At 43.5% G+C, this 16,110-nt stretch carries 18 protein-coding genes; 8 read left to right on the top strand and 10 right to left on the bottom strand.

What is annotated here, in order from left to right; all coding sequences use genetic code 11:
• Window positions 1-115: 115 nt before the first annotated feature.
• From ACQ93I_RS02525 to ACQ93I_RS02505, 5 genes are read left to right on the top strand one after another with little or no spacing between them, the layout of a single operon-like run.
• Window positions 116-370 carry a DUF3098 domain-containing protein gene (locus tag ACQ93I_RS02525; protein ID WP_423820022.1) on the top strand — a complete coding sequence of 85 codons (255 nt, stop codon included), beginning with the start codon at window positions 116-118 and terminating at the stop codon, window positions 368-370.
• A 2-nt stretch (window positions 371-372) separates the two neighbouring features.
• Complete coding sequence (locus ACQ93I_RS02520) at window positions 373-1,170, top strand: undecaprenyl-diphosphate phosphatase (protein WP_431697006.1); 798 nt, start codon at window positions 373-375, stop codon at window positions 1,168-1,170.
• Between the two features lie 6 nt (window positions 1,171-1,176).
• Window positions 1,177-1,881: a tRNA pseudouridine(55) synthase TruB gene (truB, locus tag ACQ93I_RS02515; protein ID WP_431697005.1), complete on the top strand. Its 705-nt coding sequence runs from the start codon at window positions 1,177-1,179 to the stop codon at window positions 1,879-1,881.
• A 3-nt stretch (window positions 1,882-1,884) separates the two neighbouring features.
• Window positions 1,885-2,613 (top strand): hypothetical protein, encoded by a 729-nt coding sequence (locus ACQ93I_RS02510; protein ID WP_431697004.1) that lies wholly within the window; start codon window positions 1,885-1,887, stop codon window positions 2,611-2,613.
• Window positions 2,613-3,191: a DNA-3-methyladenine glycosylase I gene (locus ACQ93I_RS02505; protein WP_431697003.1), complete on the top strand. Its 579-nt coding sequence runs from the start codon at window positions 2,613-2,615 to the stop codon at window positions 3,189-3,191. The genes ACQ93I_RS02510 and ACQ93I_RS02505 overlap by 1 nt, the downstream gene beginning before the upstream one ends.
• 51 nt (window positions 3,192-3,242) lie before the next feature.
• On the opposite strand, the gene aat is transcribed toward ACQ93I_RS02505, so the two are convergent.
• From aat to ACQ93I_RS02490, 3 genes are all read right to left on the bottom strand, one after another.
• Window positions 3,243-3,881 (bottom strand): leucyl/phenylalanyl-tRNA--protein transferase, encoded by a 639-nt coding sequence (aat, locus tag ACQ93I_RS02500; RefSeq protein ID WP_431697002.1) that lies wholly within the window; start codon window positions 3,879-3,881, stop codon window positions 3,243-3,245.
• A gap of 128 nt (window positions 3,882-4,009) precedes the next feature.
• On the bottom strand, window positions 4,010-4,384 hold the full coding sequence (locus ACQ93I_RS02495; RefSeq protein WP_266071135.1) for a DUF3127 domain-containing protein: 375 nt from the start codon (window positions 4,382-4,384) through the stop codon (window positions 4,010-4,012).
• A 1-nt stretch (window position 4,385) separates the two neighbouring features.
• Window positions 4,386-5,264 carry a flavin reductase family protein gene (locus ACQ93I_RS02490; RefSeq protein ID WP_431697001.1) on the bottom strand — a complete coding sequence of 293 codons (879 nt, stop codon included), beginning with the start codon at window positions 5,262-5,264 and terminating at the stop codon, window positions 4,386-4,388.
• A gap of 110 nt (window positions 5,265-5,374) precedes the next feature.
• Here ACQ93I_RS02490 and ACQ93I_RS02485 point away from each other — a divergent pair, with 110 nt between their 5' ends.
• Window positions 5,375-6,544: a sensor histidine kinase gene (locus tag ACQ93I_RS02485; RefSeq protein ID WP_431697000.1), complete on the top strand. Its 1,170-nt coding sequence runs from the start codon at window positions 5,375-5,377 to the stop codon at window positions 6,542-6,544.
• Here ACQ93I_RS02485 and ACQ93I_RS02480 read toward each other — a convergent pair.
• The 3 genes from ACQ93I_RS02480 to greA form a co-directional block, all read right to left on the bottom strand.
• Window positions 6,519-6,929, bottom strand: a complete 411-nt coding sequence (locus ACQ93I_RS02480) for an acyl-CoA thioesterase (RefSeq protein ID WP_266071138.1) — start codon at window positions 6,927-6,929, stop codon at window positions 6,519-6,521. The genes ACQ93I_RS02485 and ACQ93I_RS02480 overlap by 26 nt on opposite strands.
• Window positions 6,929-7,318: an HIT family protein gene (locus ACQ93I_RS02475; RefSeq protein ID WP_266071139.1), complete on the bottom strand. Its 390-nt coding sequence runs from the start codon at window positions 7,316-7,318 to the stop codon at window positions 6,929-6,931. The genes ACQ93I_RS02480 and ACQ93I_RS02475 overlap by 1 nt, the downstream gene beginning before the upstream one ends.
• A gap of 107 nt (window positions 7,319-7,425) precedes the next feature.
• Window positions 7,426-7,902: a transcription elongation factor GreA gene (gene greA, locus ACQ93I_RS02470; RefSeq protein WP_431696999.1), complete on the bottom strand. Its 477-nt coding sequence runs from the start codon at window positions 7,900-7,902 to the stop codon at window positions 7,426-7,428.
• 116 nt (window positions 7,903-8,018) lie between these two features.
• Between greA and ACQ93I_RS02465 the strand changes: the two genes are divergently transcribed.
• Window positions 8,019-8,447 (top strand): hypothetical protein, encoded by a 429-nt coding sequence (locus tag ACQ93I_RS02465; RefSeq protein ID WP_431696998.1) that lies wholly within the window; start codon window positions 8,019-8,021, stop codon window positions 8,445-8,447.
• Between the two features lie 61 nt (window positions 8,448-8,508).
• Here the strand turns inward: ACQ93I_RS02465 and ACQ93I_RS02460 are convergent, their stop codons facing one another.
• Complete coding sequence (locus ACQ93I_RS02460; protein WP_431696997.1) at window positions 8,509-10,866, bottom strand: TonB-dependent receptor; 2,358 nt, start codon at window positions 10,864-10,866, stop codon at window positions 8,509-8,511.
• Window positions 10,867-11,161: 295 nt separating this feature from the next.
• Between ACQ93I_RS02460 and ACQ93I_RS02455 the strand changes: the two genes are divergently transcribed.
• Window positions 11,162-13,576, top strand: a complete 2,415-nt coding sequence (locus ACQ93I_RS02455; RefSeq protein WP_431696996.1) for an ATP-binding response regulator — start codon at window positions 11,162-11,164, stop codon at window positions 13,574-13,576.
• On the opposite strand, the gene ACQ93I_RS02450 is transcribed toward ACQ93I_RS02455, so the two are convergent.
• From ACQ93I_RS02450 to arfB, 3 genes are all read right to left on the bottom strand, one after another.
• Entirely contained in the window at window positions 13,566-14,906 is a 1,341-nt protein-coding gene (locus ACQ93I_RS02450; RefSeq protein WP_431696995.1) for a sigma-54-dependent transcriptional regulator, read from the bottom strand. The two genes, ACQ93I_RS02455 and ACQ93I_RS02450, sit on opposite strands and share 11 nt — an antisense overlap.
• 275 nt (window positions 14,907-15,181) lie before the next feature.
• On the bottom strand, window positions 15,182-15,520 hold the full coding sequence (locus ACQ93I_RS02445; protein WP_431696994.1) for a hypothetical protein: 339 nt from the start codon (window positions 15,518-15,520) through the stop codon (window positions 15,182-15,184).
• Between the two features lie 185 nt (window positions 15,521-15,705).
• Window positions 15,706-16,110, bottom strand: a complete 405-nt coding sequence (gene arfB, locus ACQ93I_RS02440) for an alternative ribosome rescue aminoacyl-tRNA hydrolase ArfB (protein WP_431696993.1) — start codon at window positions 16,108-16,110, stop codon at window positions 15,706-15,708.

Below are 16,110 nucleotides of genomic sequence, written 5' to 3'. Positions count from 1 at the left end.
TAAGATTAAGAGTTATCATTTTTAAAAGCTCCAATCAGAATTATAAATTCAAACTTTAAAATGCTATTTTTGACACCTTATATTTTAAGGGATTGCAGCCAAAAACAAAGAACCAATGAACAAGAACAAAAAGCCTTTACACAGGCAGGATCTTAATTTTGTATTCGAAAAGAAGAACTACATTGTGATGGGAATAGGCCTGGCGGTAATCGCCCTTGGATTCATTCTTATGGCCGGCGGCGGCAGTGACGACCCGAATGTTTTTAATCCGGAAATCTATAGTTTTAGAAGAATAAGACTGGCACCAGCCCTGGTACTTCTTGGTTTCGCCATTGAAGTCTACGCAATCCTTCTCAACCCCCGAAAATAATAATGGAAATTATTGATGCTGTGTTCCTTGGAATCATCCAGGGACTAACCGAATTTTTGCCGGTTTCTTCAAGCGGGCACCTTGAAATAGGAAAAGCTCTTCTTGGAAGCCAAAGCATTCCCGAAGAATCTTTAATGATCACCGTGGTACTTCACTTTGCAACCGCTCTAAGTACCATTGTAGTTTTTAGGAAAGACGTAGCCGAAATTTTCCGCGGCCTGTTCTCCTTCCGCTGGAATGACGAAACTAAATTCTCTTTAAAGATCGTCCTCTCTATGATCCCCGCAGTTTTTGTCGGGTTAATGTTTGAGGAGGAGCTTGAATCTCTCTTTGGTGGCAATCTCACTTTTGTAGGGTTCATGCTCTTAATCACTTCGGTGTTGTTGTGGCTGGCCGACAGGGCTAAAAATACTGGCAAACCTGTAACCTACAAAGACAGTATTATTATAGGAGTGGCACAGGCTATAGCCATTTTACCGGGAATTTCAAGAAGTGGGGCCACCATTTCTACCTCTGTGCTGCTGGGAAATGACAAATCTAGAGCTGCACGTTTCTCGTTCCTCATGGTAGTACCTTTAATTTTAGGGAAAATTGCAAAAGACCTTTTGAGTGGGGACCTGACTAACACCACTATCGCACCTATACCACTACTGGCCGGATTCATCGCTGCGTTCATCGCCGGTTTTGCCGCCTGTACCTGGATGATTGCCCTGGTGCGCAAAAGCAAACTCACCTATTTTGCTATCTACTGTTTTATAGTGGGCACAATAGCAATTGTTTACCAATATTTCTACGCCTGATAAATAATGACTGAAGAAGAATTCAAAACCGGACAAATCCTCTTATTTGATAAACCCCTGGAATGGACATCTTTCCAGTTGGTAAATAAAGTGAGATGGCTCATCCGGAAGAACTTCAGGATCAAAAAAATTAAGGTAGGCCACGCAGGTACTCTAGATCCATTAGCTACGGGGTTGCTCATCCTTTGCACCGGGAAATCTACCAAACTTATTGAAAGCCTTCAGGGACAGGAAAAAGAATACACCGGTACCTTCACCCTGGGCGCCACTACGCCTTCCTTCGATATGGAGACTGAAGTTGATGAAACTTTCCCCATAGATCATCTCACTTCAGAAGGAATTCATGAAGCAACAAAAGCATTTTTGGGAGATATTCAGCAAAGGCCACCCGTATTTTCAGCTTTAAAGAAAGATGGAAAAAGGCTTTACGAATACGCCCGAAGCGGGGAAGAAGTGGAGATACCTACCCGCACAGTAAATATTTCAGAATTTGAGATCACTAAAATTGAGCTTCCAAAAGTACATTTTAGAGTGGTGTGCAGCAAGGGTACTTACATTCGCAGCCTCGCCTTTGATTTTGGATCTCGGCTAAACAGTGGCGCATACCTCTCTTCGCTGCGTCGCACCCGTATTGGAGACTACAAAGTTGAAAATGCCTTAACAGTAGATTCTTTTGTAAATGAGTATCTTTCGATGGAGGAAGAAACTTAAAAAATGGATTTTTTCGATCGACATAAGGCGCTGATCATTACCAGCCTTATCTTTTCGATTTTGATCTTGTCTATGTACAACATCAATATCTCCAACGAATCAAAAAAGATTCGGGAGACGCTTATTGAGCTAAATGAATTAAGGCCCATCCCACCTCCCGAAGAAGAACAACCCGAGCCCGAAGAGTCCAAACCTGCAGAACCTCAACGCCCGAGCCCTACCGTACAAACACATCAGGCATTCAACCAGGATCAGGAGGAAAGCCAGAATAACCTGGAGTCGAGATTGGATGAAATATTTCAGAAGAATGCCGCGCAACAGGAAACTTCGGAAGCAGAGTCTGCCAAATCTGCACAAGGAGAATTTAGACTGAACAACAATAAAAAAGAGAAGAAAAAGAAGGCTTCTGAAGGAGATAACAGCAGTAAAGAAACATCGGTAAAACCCGGCAGCCTGAGAAATAGCTCTATTTCTTTTTCTCTGGTAGGTCGAACAGCTATAGATATTCCCAATCCAATTTATACCTGTGACACTTCCGGAAGGATTGTGGTAAATATCACCGTGAATGCTGCGGGAGACGTTGTAAAAACAAGCATCAATAAGAACGCATCTACCAGCAGCAACGAATGCCTCGCAAATATGGCTATGAGATATGCGGCAGATGCAAAATTCACCCAACTTGTCGGGCGAAATGCACAACCCGGCACTATAACCTATAATTTTCAGAATTAATGGAAGAAAAGATACGTTGCGGCTGGTGCGTGGGCGATCCACTCTATGAGGAATACCACGACCGGGAATGGGGCGTTCCCTTAAAAGATGATGCCGGCATTTTTGAGTTCTTGATTCTGGAAACCTTTCAGGCGGGCTTAAGCTGGATCACTATTCTTCGGAAAAGGGAAAACTTCCGAAGCGCTTTTGAAAACTTTGATTACAGGAAAGTAGCTCAATTTTCTGAAGCTAAAGTGGAAACTCTGATGCAAGACAGCGGGATTATAAGAAACGCTGCAAAAATTCGTGCTGCCGTAACCAACGCACAGGCTTTTATGAAGGTGCAGGAGGAGTTTGGAAGTTTCTCAAAATATATATGGGGATTTGTTGATGGCAGCCCCATTCAAAACGACCTTCAAAATTTATCTGAAGTACCCGCAATCACAACGATAAGCGAAAAACTGAGCAAAGATCTTAAAAAAAGGGGCTTTAAATTCGTTGGACCAACAGTGGTCTATGCGCATATGCAGGCCACAGGCATGGTGAATGATCACATAACGCAATGCTTTAGGCACAGCGAAGTGAAAGAACTGCAGTAACCACAGAAAAAAAGGTTTCAAAAATGCCATTTTTGGAACCTCTTTCTGGTTTCAGCTCAGGTATTCAAGAAATACGCTGCGGGGAATTTCGGCTGCACCCAAACTGGCGAGATGGGCTGTGTGCATCTGGCAGTCAATTAATCTTACGCCTTCCTTTTCAAGTTGCTGCACCAGGTGAATAAATCCGTATTTTGAGGCGTTACTGACCTTTGAAAACATACTTTCCCCGCAAAAGATCTTCTTTTCCCTTAAGTAGACTCCGTACAGGCCACCCACGAGTTCCGTTTCTTGCCAAACTTCAACTGAAACTGCAATACCTTCCTCATGCAGGGAAAGGTAAGCCTGCTGCATTTCGGGCGTTATCCAGGTGCCGGGCTGTCCCGGCCTGTATATTTTTGCACATTGTTCAATAACTTCTGAAAAAGCCGTATTAAAGCTCACTTTGAAAGCATCTTTTTTAAGCAGTTGCTTCATGCTTTTGGAGACCTTCAGGTTTTCGGGAAACAGCACCATTCGGGGATCGGGACTCCACCACAAAATAGGCTGATCTTCATCAAACCACGGAAAGATTCCGCGGGAATATGCTGCCAGAAGCCTTTGTGGCGATAAGTCACCGCCATAAGCCAGCAAGCCTTCTGCTGTAGCCTTCTCAACTGAAGGAAAATCGTCTTGTGGTCTCAAAAATGTCAAAAACAAGGGGTCTTTTTTCAGAAGTAAAAATAAAACAAATTGACCACTCTTTTTTTCCGGTCTCTTCAGAAAAGAAAAAACCCCAATTCTTCAGAAAAGGGGTTTTTATTATTTATTTTATGATTCACCTAGAATGGCAAATCGTCGTAATCTTCGTCGTTTAGATTATTGGCCGGTTCAAATTGATCGGCCGGTGGTACAGGAGCGCCACCCTGCTGACTCTGAGCTGCCAGGTTTTCAATTCTCCATCCCTGTATAGAGTTGAAGTATTTGGTCTCTCCCTGCGGGTTCACCCATTCGCGCCCGCGCAAATTCACCCCAATCTTTACAGGCTGTCCAACACCATAATTATTTAGAAGATCACATTTATCCTGCACAAATTCTACAAGAATATGTTGTGGGTACTGCTCTTCTGTTGTAACTACCACTTCTCTCTTTCTAAACCCGTTGCTCCCGAAGGTTTGGGTTTGTCCAATCATCTTAATTTTTCCTTGTACTTCCATATCAAACGTTTTTTGCTAATAATATTTTCCAGGCTGTTGCCTTATCGTCTTTTTCTAAATATTCTTTTGCTGTTAAATGCAGCTTTTCTTCACCGGCGCTTTTCACCAATTCTGAAAGTTGAGAATTCCCTCTCAAAAACTCCCTGACTTCTTCAGCCGTGGGAAGCCGCTCTACATTGCCCAGTTTCCCAAGATCATTCCCCGAGAGATATTTGCTGTTTCTAACCTCTTCGGCAATGGCATCAATTCCTATTCCTAAAGTCTGCAAAGGCTTTGGAACTTCAAACATTCCGGGGGTGGCGCGGGTGTACCAGTTACCTCCCATGCGGGCTACCAGGTCAATTTTGTGCTGGTCAATATAGCCTTTTTCATCTAAAATATCTTCCCGAATATGCATTTTTAGCACCTCACAAATTACAAGATTCCCGGCTCCTCCTTCACTTCCGGTCTCTACGATCTCATTGATCCTGCACTCAAATTGTACAGGTGATTCCTTCACCCTGAAAGGCTTTACAATGTCCGATTTCAGCATAGTAAGCCCTGCCTTTTCAAATTCGTTGACACCTTCGGCATATTCGGTACTCGACAGCGAAACCTGCTGTACCAAATCGTAATTCACCACATTGATCACTACTTCTCCCGTGGCTTTAGAATTATTATAAGTGTGCTTTACCGTATTATCTCTTCCGCGGCGTGCCGGAGAAAAAATAAGTATTGGAGGATTTGACCCAAATACATTAAAGAAACTGAAGGGCGATAAATTTGGCCTTCCCTCTTTATCGAGGGTGCTGGCAAAAGCTATGGGCCTTGGCCCTACTGCTCCCAGCAGGTACTGGTGCAATTGTGGTACGGGAACTTCTTTAGGATCTATGCTAAGCATGCTCGTGATTTTGGCAAAGGTAACGAAACCCTGAAGAGATGAAAAATTGGCTACACAATAATAAGTTACCTAAAACGATTATATTTAAACGCAATTTAAGCCCTGCCTTCATGAGGTTTTCAGACAAACGAAACTTTCGCCGCTGGTTCATTATCGTTACTTCGCTCATCATTGTTAGCCTTATTGTATGGAATGCAGTTGCCTTTTTTCAACGCATCAAGGAAGAAGAACGGGTAAAAATGAACATCTGGGCTTCGGCACAGGTTTATCTTGACCAGGTAGATACAGATACCGGCCTTGATCTTTACCTGGAGATCATCAACAGCAATTCGAGCATTCCCACAATACTGGTAGATGACAATGGCCAGATAGTAGACGCCATGAACATACCTGGCGAGATCATGGCCAGTGAAGAAGAACTTCAGCAATTCCTCGCATCGCTTAAAAGCACCAATGAGCCTATAGAAATGGATCTTGGCGAAGGCAGGGTGAACAGGGTTTACTACGGAAATTCTCCCATGCTCAACAAGCTGAAATACTACCCGCTCGCCCTTATTCTTATCATCATCCTGTTTATTGCGGTGATCTATTTTTTCTACAGAACTACAAAAAGCAGCGAACAAAACAAATTATGGGCTGGTATGGCCAAAGAGACGGCGCACCAGATTGGCACCCCGCTTTCTTCGCTCATAGGCTGGACAGAGATCCTTAAAGAAGAAAAGGTGAACCCCGATTTTATTACGGAAATTGAAAAAGATGTAGACCGCCTTAAAACCATCACCGAACGTTTCTCTAAAATTGGATCGGCACCCACTCTGGAACCGGCAGACATTGTTGAAAAAACCCGGGATTCTTTTGATTACCTTGAAGCGCGGAGTTCAAAGCTCATCAAATTTCAACTTCAGCTTCCTTCGGAAAAGATTTTGGTCAACCTCAATGCCCAACTCTACAGCTGGACTATTGAAAACCTGGTGCGAAATGCCATAGATGCCATGAAGGGAAAAGGGGAACTGGAAATAAAGCTGAAGCAGGATTCTAAAAAAGTGTATATCCAGGTTACCGATACCGGAAAAGGAATACCAAAAAGCAAATACAAACGCATTTTTGAGCCCGGCTTCACCACCAAAAAAAGAGGCTGGGGCCTTGGTTTGTCACTCTCTAAAAGGATCATAGAAAAATATCACGGCGGCAGGATAAAAGTGCTGCGAAGCGAGATCAACAAAGGAACAACCATCGAGATCCAGCTTCACAGAGCTAAAACTGTTGCATCACCTGTCTGAGATCGGGAGGAATAGGCAATGATTTATCTTCAGAAAAGTCGAAGAAAACCGCTATGTCCCTACCTTCGGCACAAACTTCACCTTTGTCATTCAGGATCAATTGATCGAGCGCGAAACTGCTGTTCCTGATGTACGCCAGTTTAGTCTTTACCGTAGCCGTTCCCGGGTAAAACAGCGATTTTTTAAAATCGCAATGCGTGGAAACCAGAATGGCTCCTTTATTTGATTCTGAAAAGAGCTTGGACAGGCCGGCAGCCTCCCAAAAATTCACCCTACCCGACTGAAGGAACCTGATAAACGTGAGATTGTTTACGTGACGGTACATATCGAGATCACTGAAATCAATCCGAAGGTCCAGCGATAGTTTATATTCCGAAAACTCCACTAAATATTGGCTTTGATATCATCGGCGATTTGCTGAAATTCTTCCTCGCTCAGGGAAACGCTCTGCGCAAAATTCATATCGCTCATATTGTTTAAGGGTATAAGGTGCACATGCACGTGGGGCACTTCAAGACCTACTACTGCCACTCCTACCCTTTTACATGGCACGGCTTTCTCAACGCCCTTAGCGACCTTGCGCGAAAAGGCCATAAGCTGCATGTAAGTTTCTTCATCAAGGTCAAAAAGTTTATTGACCTCTTCTTTTGGAATACACAAAGTGTGTCCCTTTACATTGGGCCGCACATCGAGAAAGGCCAGAAATTTATCGGTTTCTGCAACTTTGTAAGCAGGTATTTCTCCGTTGACGATCTTTGTAAAAATGCTGGGCATAGTTTTTAAATTTTAGAAGTAACAAGTTAAGATTTTCGGCATAAACCGGGGCATAAAAAAATCCTTTCCGAAGAAAGGATCTTTAAAAATGACATTTTTGACACCCCTTAGTCACGGGTGATCTCAAGAATTTCGAATTTCATTGTTCCCGAAGGCACCTGTACTTCAGCGATCTCACCTACTTTTTTTCCCAAAAGGCCTTTCCCGATAGGACTGTCTACAGAGATCTTTCCTGCTTTAAGATCGGCTTCACTTTGGGCCACCAGCTTGTATTTCACTTCGGCACCGTTAGTCAGGTTTTTAATTTTCACGTTTGAATGTACAAGGGCTTTAGAAGTGTCGAGTTGCGACTCATCAATTAACCTTGCGTTGGCATATATCTCTTCCAGTTTTGCAATTTTCAATTCAAGTAAACCCTGGGCTTCCTTTGCAGCATCATACTCGGCATTCTCACTAAGATCACCTTTATCACGCGCTTCGGCAATTGCCTGTGAAGCTTTTGGCCGCTCAACATCCTTTAATTGATTGAGTTCATCTCTAAGTTTTTTAAGGCCATCTGCACTATAATATGATACTTTACTCATAACTTCGTCGTTTATATAAATAGAAAAAATCCCATTCGCCGACGGGATTTTAAACAAATATAGTAAATTAAAATATCCAGTACAATTATAATCCGGCAGCTTTTAAAAACCCAAATATGAAACGAATTTTAATGCTTTTATCCTTATCTATCACCCTTTTAGGATGTTCTTCTGATGATGAGATACGTCAAAATCCTTACCTGCCTCACCTGAATTTTTCAGTGCAGTTTGACCTTAACCTTCCTGAATATAATCAGCTGAATTTTCCCGGAAATAAATTTATAACACGCAACTACGGCATTAACGGAATTGTTATTTACAACCTCAACAACGACCAGTATTTTGCTTATGAACTTACCGATCCTAACCATATACCTCAAGCCTGTTCTGCCTTAACTGTAAACGGAACAGCAGCTGCATGTACCTGTGGAGATGGAAATGTTTACAACATCATTACGGGAGAACAAACTGCAGGGACAGGAGAATATATGCTGCAGCCCTATCGGATAGAAAAGAGGGGGAATGTGATACAGATCTCAAATTAAAAGGCATAAAAAAAGGCTCTTTTGAGAGGTCTCAAAAAAGCCTTTTTTGAAAGGTAATCTCTTAGAACCTCAATGTCACCCCCGCCAGGAAATTGCGGGTGGCCTGAGGGTAGTATCCTACGCCATCGTAGGTAACCCCATCCCAATCATAAGTATAGTAATACCCATTTGACACATATTCTTCACTAAAGATGTTGTTGATCAAGCCTGTGAATACCACTTCTTCAAAAAATGGTGCATTCTTCCAGGTGTACTGCAGGTTAATGTCGTTCACAAAATAATCTTTTAACAAAGAAGGTTCGTTTTCTAAATTACTCATATACTGCTCTCCCACGTATTTTGAGAGGAATTTGATCTCAAGTCCTTCTACAGGTCGGTATTCCAGGATATTTCCGGCAATGATCTCAGGAGAATAAGAGATGTCAGTTTTTCCGAAGCTGCGCAGTTCCCCGTCCCATGAAGCGAACCAGTCGTCATTTTTATTCCGGCTTATTGCCACATTTGGGCGCCAGCTGAACTTTGGATGCAACCTCACCACAGCATCTAACTCCAGACCCAGCCTATAGCTGTTCCCACTATTTCTTCTAATTGGCGCACCCACATCGTTGAGTTCTCCTGTGAGCACCAGCTGGTTGCGGTAATCCATATAGTAAAGATTGGAATTCAGCTGAAAGTTCTCTGTCGCAAATCTCCATCCCAGCTCGTAATCATTTAACTCCTCAGGTTCGGGATTGCCCGCCTCATAGTCGGACCGGTTGGGCTCGCGATGCGCCCTGGCAAACGAAAAGTAAAGTCGGCTGGCTTCCGAAAATTCATAGGTAAATCCGGCTTTTGGATTAAAAAAGGTATGGCTGTCATCAACTATGAAAGGCGTGTTTTCCTCTTCAAAACCATTGACCTCATAATTGATCTTCCTTAGCTGCAGGTCTCCGTAAAGCGCAAGATTATCACTAAGGGCGTAAGTGACTTTTCCGAAGAGATTAAAGTCGCTTTTTTCAGCATCATTCTCATAGTACCTGTGCAAAGGCAGGCTAGGTGCAAAGCGGGTGAAGATCACCTCTCCAAAATGGTCTCCTTCATAGTTGTTCCATGCACCACCGGCAATAACTTCCAGTTTCTCATTTTCGTATTGCACGTTAAAAGTTGTACCGTAAAAATCATTGACCAGCCATTTTTTGGTAACCAGATCACTTTGGGTAATCTCTTCACCATTTGCGGTGAATGGTTCCAGATTATAGGCCTCCAGGTCTTCTTCTGCGCGATAAGATTCGTAGAAACCTCTCCCGTAGGTGTAGTGGAGCGCAATGTTTGTAGACCAGCCATTGCCGTAGCGTTCATTCCAGAGCAACTGGAAGTGATCCTGCTTGTAATCGTCTATATGGTTGTCGTAAAACTGAAGATCGCCTTCATCATCTTCATAAGCTCCTGCGGGGTTGAAACGCCTGTCTTCTTTTAATTGGTCCCCATCAATCCCATCCCAGGCCTGGTAAGTAACTTCACTACCTCCAAAGGTAAGGGCCTTGATAAGCGTGGTTTCACCAACGTAAGAACCCTGGAAAAAGTAAGATTTAAGATCGGTTGCAGCACGATCAATGTATCCGTCGCTCTTTATTACTGAAGCCCTTCCGCTGAATTCCCAGTGATCATTAAATATTCCTGTGCTGAATTTCACGGTGTGTTTTCGGGTATTATAGGAACCAAAACTGTTGGCGATCTCGGCCGAAGGTTCATAACTATACCTGTCTGTAAGTATATTCAAACTGGCACCAAAAGCCCCGGCCCCGTTGGTAGAAGTTCCCACACCACGCTGCAGCTGAAGGTCTTCTACAGAAGATGCAAAATCACCCAGGTTAACCCAAAAGGTCCCCTGACTTTCGGCATCATTATAGGGAATACCATTTATAGTAACATTGATTCCGCGGGCCTCGGTACCTCTCACGCGGATGCTACTGTAGCCAATACCGGCACCGGCATCACTGGTAGTGACCACTCCCGGCATGTATTGCATAAGGCTGGGAATATCCTGCCCCAGGTTGCGATCTTCTATCTCCTCATTAGATAAATTGCTGTAAGTGATAGGCGAGGCGGCGCTCACTCTCACAGCCGATAAAAACACCTCATCAAGGATTTCTTCGGCATCACTCATATCGATATTGAGCAACATATCTTCGGAAAGATCAATACGCACCCGTTTTTTATTTCCGAAGGAAAAAATGAGATGGTGCACACCTTCTTCAAGAGTAAAAGAATACTTCCCTCCTGCTGAAGTCTGGGTGAATTGCGAAGAGCCTTCTACCCTTACAATGGCACCTTCAAGCGGCTTATCACCACTTGTCACTGTACCCGACACCTGAAATTCTTGTGAAAAGCCGCTTACTGCGACAAGAAAAAAACTGAAGATTAAGAAAACATGTTTCATTCGTAAAAAGATGTTTACAAATAAAAGGGGCTGTTATTCTTGTTGTTATAAAATAAAAAATCCTGAAAACCACTATTGGTTGACAGGAGTATAATACTTGCACGGTGCACTTTGCACCTATCCCTTGGCAGCATTACCTGCCCAGGTTCCTTGGGTATAATCTCAGCTTCCTCCTGCTTCCGCAGGACTTAGCACCCCTTTGAGACGCGGCAAAGGTAAATGCTTTTTTTCGATTTAACCTAATTTTTGAAGGTTTAGCACAGAAAGCTTTTAATTTTACACTTTCAAAGAAATCATGGCAAAAAAAAAGGCATCTATAACTTTCACGGTCTTTGCCGGTTATATCATTCTGGCCTCTCTCATGGGACTGGCGGTGTGGTTTATTTATAACCAGGTGACCGGTTATACCAGCTTAACCGAAAGGAGTAATGCCGGAAACCAAAAACTACTTTTGGTGGGAGAGGCCGCCACAAAGCTGTACGAGGCCGAAAGTCTTAGCAGGCAGCTCATTCAAAGTGCTAACCTGGAAGGTCTTGATACCTATAATGCCAAAATCGATTCCATAAAATTCACCCTCGCCTCTCTGCAAAATTTCAGGACCGACAGTTCTCTGGACAGGGAAATAGACAGCATAAACACGCTGCTTAGCCAGAAGACCGAAAACCTGGAAGAACTGCTGGAGCTAAGGGCCCGCGGAGAAACAGAAAGCTATTACGCCAGGGTACTTTCAGAATTACAGCGGGTAGATGAAAACTTTGAAAGCCGAAACTACGACCAGCGTTTTAAAGACCTGCAACCTCACCAACGGCAACTACTCATAAAACTACTGCAGTACTCAAATGAGCAGAGCCCGAAACCTCCAGCGATCACCATAGATTCCCTCGTAAATTCGGTAAAGAGTGTACTGGGCCAGCTGGAAACCCAGGAGCGGCGCTACCGGCAGGAACTGGAAAGCAAGGAAGACCAGTTACTGGCCAATGAGATACAGCTCAATAACAGGTTAAGGACCTTGTTAAGTACTTTGGAGACTGAAGAAAGAATGGCGTCCATGGATCAGGTAGAGGCCTGGCAAAATACCGTAGAAGACACTTCCAGGATCATCCTCTTCCTGGCAATTGCAAGCCTGCTGGTAATTTTAACCTTTGTGTTCCTGGTGGTGAAAGACGTTTCTAAGAGTCAGCAGTACAGGCAGGAGCTGGAGGCTGCAAAGACTTATGCGGAATCGCTACTCTCCAGCCGTGAACAATTTATGAATACGGTTACACACGATTTAAGGTCTCCCCTGAACACCATCATAGGATATACAGGTTTACTCGAAAAAAGTGAGCTCAACAAATCCCAGAACAGGTACCTGCGACAGCTAAAGCGATCATCAGATTACCTGCTGCGACTTGTGAACGACCTGCTGGACCTGTCGCGGCTTGAAGCCGGAAAAATGTCTATTGATACCCTGGCTTTTAATCCGAAGAACCTGATCGAAGAAACCGTAGAAAACGCTGTCCCTCCGGAAAAGCCACGGGATGTGGAGGTTCGGGTAGAAATAGCACCCGAACTGGACAGGCCGGTAATTACAGACCCTTTCAGAATAAAACAGATACTTACAAACCTGGTAAACAATGCCTGCAAGTTTACACCGCAGGGCAGTGTACAAGTAAAAGCCGGACTGGAGCAGGAGAAGAATAACCCCATCTTGTTCATTGAAATTAAAGACACCGGAATAGGGATTTCAAAAGAACAGAAAGAGAAGGTTTTTGAAGAATTTTCACAGGAAGACAGCAGCATAGAAAAGCGGTACGGCGGCACCGGACTTGGCTTATCTATAAGCAAGAAACTCACCGATCTTTTAGGCGGAAAAATAAGCCTGGAAAGTGAACCCGGAAAAGGCAGCACCTTTTTAATCAGGATTCCTGTAGAATATGCCTCCACGAATGAAGAGCCTGTAGCCGCCCGAAACCTGCCGATAGTAGATCCCGAGAAGATCTCTGTACTCATTGTAGATGATGAACCGGCTCAACTGGGATTGCTAAAGGAATTGATACGCAATGCAGGTATGTCTTATCGCACCGCACACAATGGGAAGGAAGCTTTAAAAGAGGTAAAGGCCTTCCCGCCACACCTGGTGCTTACAGATATTCAAATGCCAAAGATGGACGGTTTTGAACTGCTCCGAAAAATCAGGAAAGACGCCAACCTGCAGGATCTTCCTGTCATTGCCCTCTCGGGCAGGCCAGACGTTAGTGCAGCAGACTATCTAAAAAGGGGATTTAGCGGCAGTCTTTTTAAGCCATATTCTCCGGGTGAATTACTGCATCTTATTGGCGACCTGCTGGACCTACAATTAAAAAGCCCGCCTCCGGCTACTAATACTTCAGCCCAGCCAGAAAAGAACTATACCTTAACCGAGATCAGGAACTTTGCAGGAGAAGATCCTGAAGCTATGGATGCCATTTTAACCGCTTTTATTGAAAGCACCAGGTCTAACCTGGTCTTACTGCAAATGGCCCATCAAAAAGGGCAAAAAGAGAAGGTCTCTGCCGTAGCGCATAAGATGTTGCCTATGTTCAGGCAGCTGCAGGTACCATATTTGGTGCAGAAACTTGTGATTTTAGAAAATGCCAGTGGTACAGAAACAGAAAGCGTAGATGTACCTGCTCTGGCACAAGAGGTGAATAAGCTTCTGGAAAACCTTCAGGAAGAGATTACAGGTTAATACCGTATTGCTTCAGTTTATTATAGAGCGTTTTCCTATCAATTGACAGCAATTTTGCAGCCTTACTTTTATTACCCCGGGTCTTTTCAAGCGCATCCAGGATCATTTCCTGCTCATTCTTATTTTTGAAGAGGCTGTAATCCTGTTCTTCAGGTTCCTCCTGGGCCGCAAGTACTTCGGTTGGTAAACAACTGGAAGAAATATATTCTCCTGTTGAAAGTAAAACAGCTCGTTTTACAACATTTTTCAGCTCCCGGAGATTGCCCGGCCAATTATACCTTTTGAAAGCAGCAATGGTCTTTTCAGAAAAACCTGAAATATCTTTTTCCAATTCTTCGTTGGCACTGTCAAGAAAGTAATTAGCAAACACCATTAGGTCTTCTTTCCTGTCTTTTAAAGAAGGTACTTTAATAGAAAATTCATTGAGGCGGTGATAAAGATCTTCTCTAAAATCACCTTTTTTGACAGCTTCAGAAAGATCTTCGTTTGTAGCTGCGATAACCCTTATGTTCACATGAATCTCTTCATTACTGCCTACAGGTTTTACCTTGCGTTCCTGCAAAGCGCGCAACAGCTGCACCTGTAACTCGTAACTTAGGTTCCCAATTTCATCCAGGAAAAGTGTGCCGCCATTGGCAGCTTCAAAATGCCCGGTTTTATTATTTACCGCTCCCGTAAAAGAGCCTTTTACGTGCCCGAAAAATTCACTGGAAGCAAGTTCCCGCGGAATGGCTCCACAATCTACTGCAACAAATGGCGCTGCATTTCGCTTGCTTTTCTGGTGGATACTTTTAGCGATCTGTTCCTTTCCCGTACCACTTTCACCCATAATGAGCACAGACATATTGGTAGGCGCAACAAGATCTATGTAGTTATTAAGCTTGGAAGAAGCTTCGCTCCCGCCTTTAATGTAGGTGTCCTGCGGTGCAGAAGTTTCAGGTTTTTTGGGAGAGGGCACTTTAGGAATAATGGGATTCTTTACAGCTGCCTGGATCGCATTCATGATCACCTCGGGATGGAATGGCTTGGCTATGTAATCTAATGCCCCTTCTTTAATTGCATTTACAGCCATACTAATTTCGGCATAGCTCGTCATCATAATGACCCCTGTCTTTTCTCCTTTTTGATTTACAGCCTGCAGGATCTCGAGCCCCTCCTTGTCGGGGAGACGCACATCTGAAATTACCAGGTCGTATTTGTTTTTGGCAACCAGGTTAAGAGCTTCAGTTGCAGTGTACACAGCATCAACTTCACATTCCTTTTTTACCAGGAAAGTCTTGAGCATAGTACAGAATGCTACATCATCTTCAACTAAGAGAATTTTGGTCATTGGTATTTTTAAATAGTAACAAAATTACAGTTTTCCCACCCCTCAAGACCAAAAATAAACATAAAAAAGAGAGCTAAAATCATAGCTCTCTTTTTTGAACATTCTCCATTTTTCAAATCTCCTCTGTTGGCTTAATACCACACCAGAAGGTTGGTGGTTCCGGGGTAGCAATTACTCAGGTAATACATCTTCCGCGGGAGATCTGCCACCAGGAGTCGGTTTCTCCTTTAGTTTAGTGGTAGCGATCAAGATTACTGCTCTGAACAGTTCCTTGATTACTTTTTATCCTTATCTATCCAGTTACCTTCGGCATCGGCGTAAAGCTCTTGCTCCTCACCATTGGCAGTGGTCAATTTAAGCTTGAATTTTTGTGCTCCTTCATGCTCTTTCACATAGGCTTCAGCAATAGTGGCCCCCGCATAGTCACGTTCTACAGCTTCCTGTACAGCAGCAGGCAGTTCCTGAACTTCAATTTGTGTAAAATCATCCTGGGCTCTTTGCACCTCTGTTTCCTCTACCTCAACCTGCGTCTGGGCTACTTCCTGGGCTGTAAGATTTTGAGCTGAAAATAACATTGCAGATGCAGCGAATATTGTAAGACATACTTTTTTCATAATTCTAAGTTTTTTGGGTTTAATGTTTTAGTTTTAGTCTGATAAGTCTAGAGGGAAAACCGGGCCATTTTGGTACATCAACAACAAAACCCCTGTGGCACAGGGGTTTTAGCTATTTTTTGTGAAGTGAAGGATGTGCGGTAATTTAGATTTTTCCCCACCCAATTGTAGAAATATTCCTCATTTCAATCTTTTAGAGGGTCTTTGCGGGTAGCTTTCTTTTCTGAAAGTTTCTTTTTCTCTCTTAACCGCTTCAGTTTTGCTGCTTTTGGAGTTTTGGTCTTCTTCCGGATCTTCGGTTTTACAATAGCCTGCTTAACGAGTTCCAGAAACCTTTGGGTAACGATCTCTTTATTTTTGTGCTGACTTCTTGATTCATCACACTGCAAGATCAACTCTCCCGAATTTGTAAGCCGGGATGACAATTTCTTCAATGCCCGCTGCTTTTCTTCTTCCGAAAGTCCCTGGGTCTCCTCCAGCCTGAAGTGTAGCTCCACTTTTGAAGAGACCTTGTTCACATTTTGACCCCCAGCGCCCGAACTTCTTACGGCCTTGTAGTCAGATTCCTGTATGAGCTGTTGTTCATCCAA

The organism is Salinimicrobium sp. WS361 (assembly GCF_050750585.1).
GTDB lineage: Bacteria > Bacteroidota > Bacteroidia > Flavobacteriales > Flavobacteriaceae > Salinimicrobium.
This window is presented reverse-complemented; position numbering and strand designations above follow the sequence as displayed.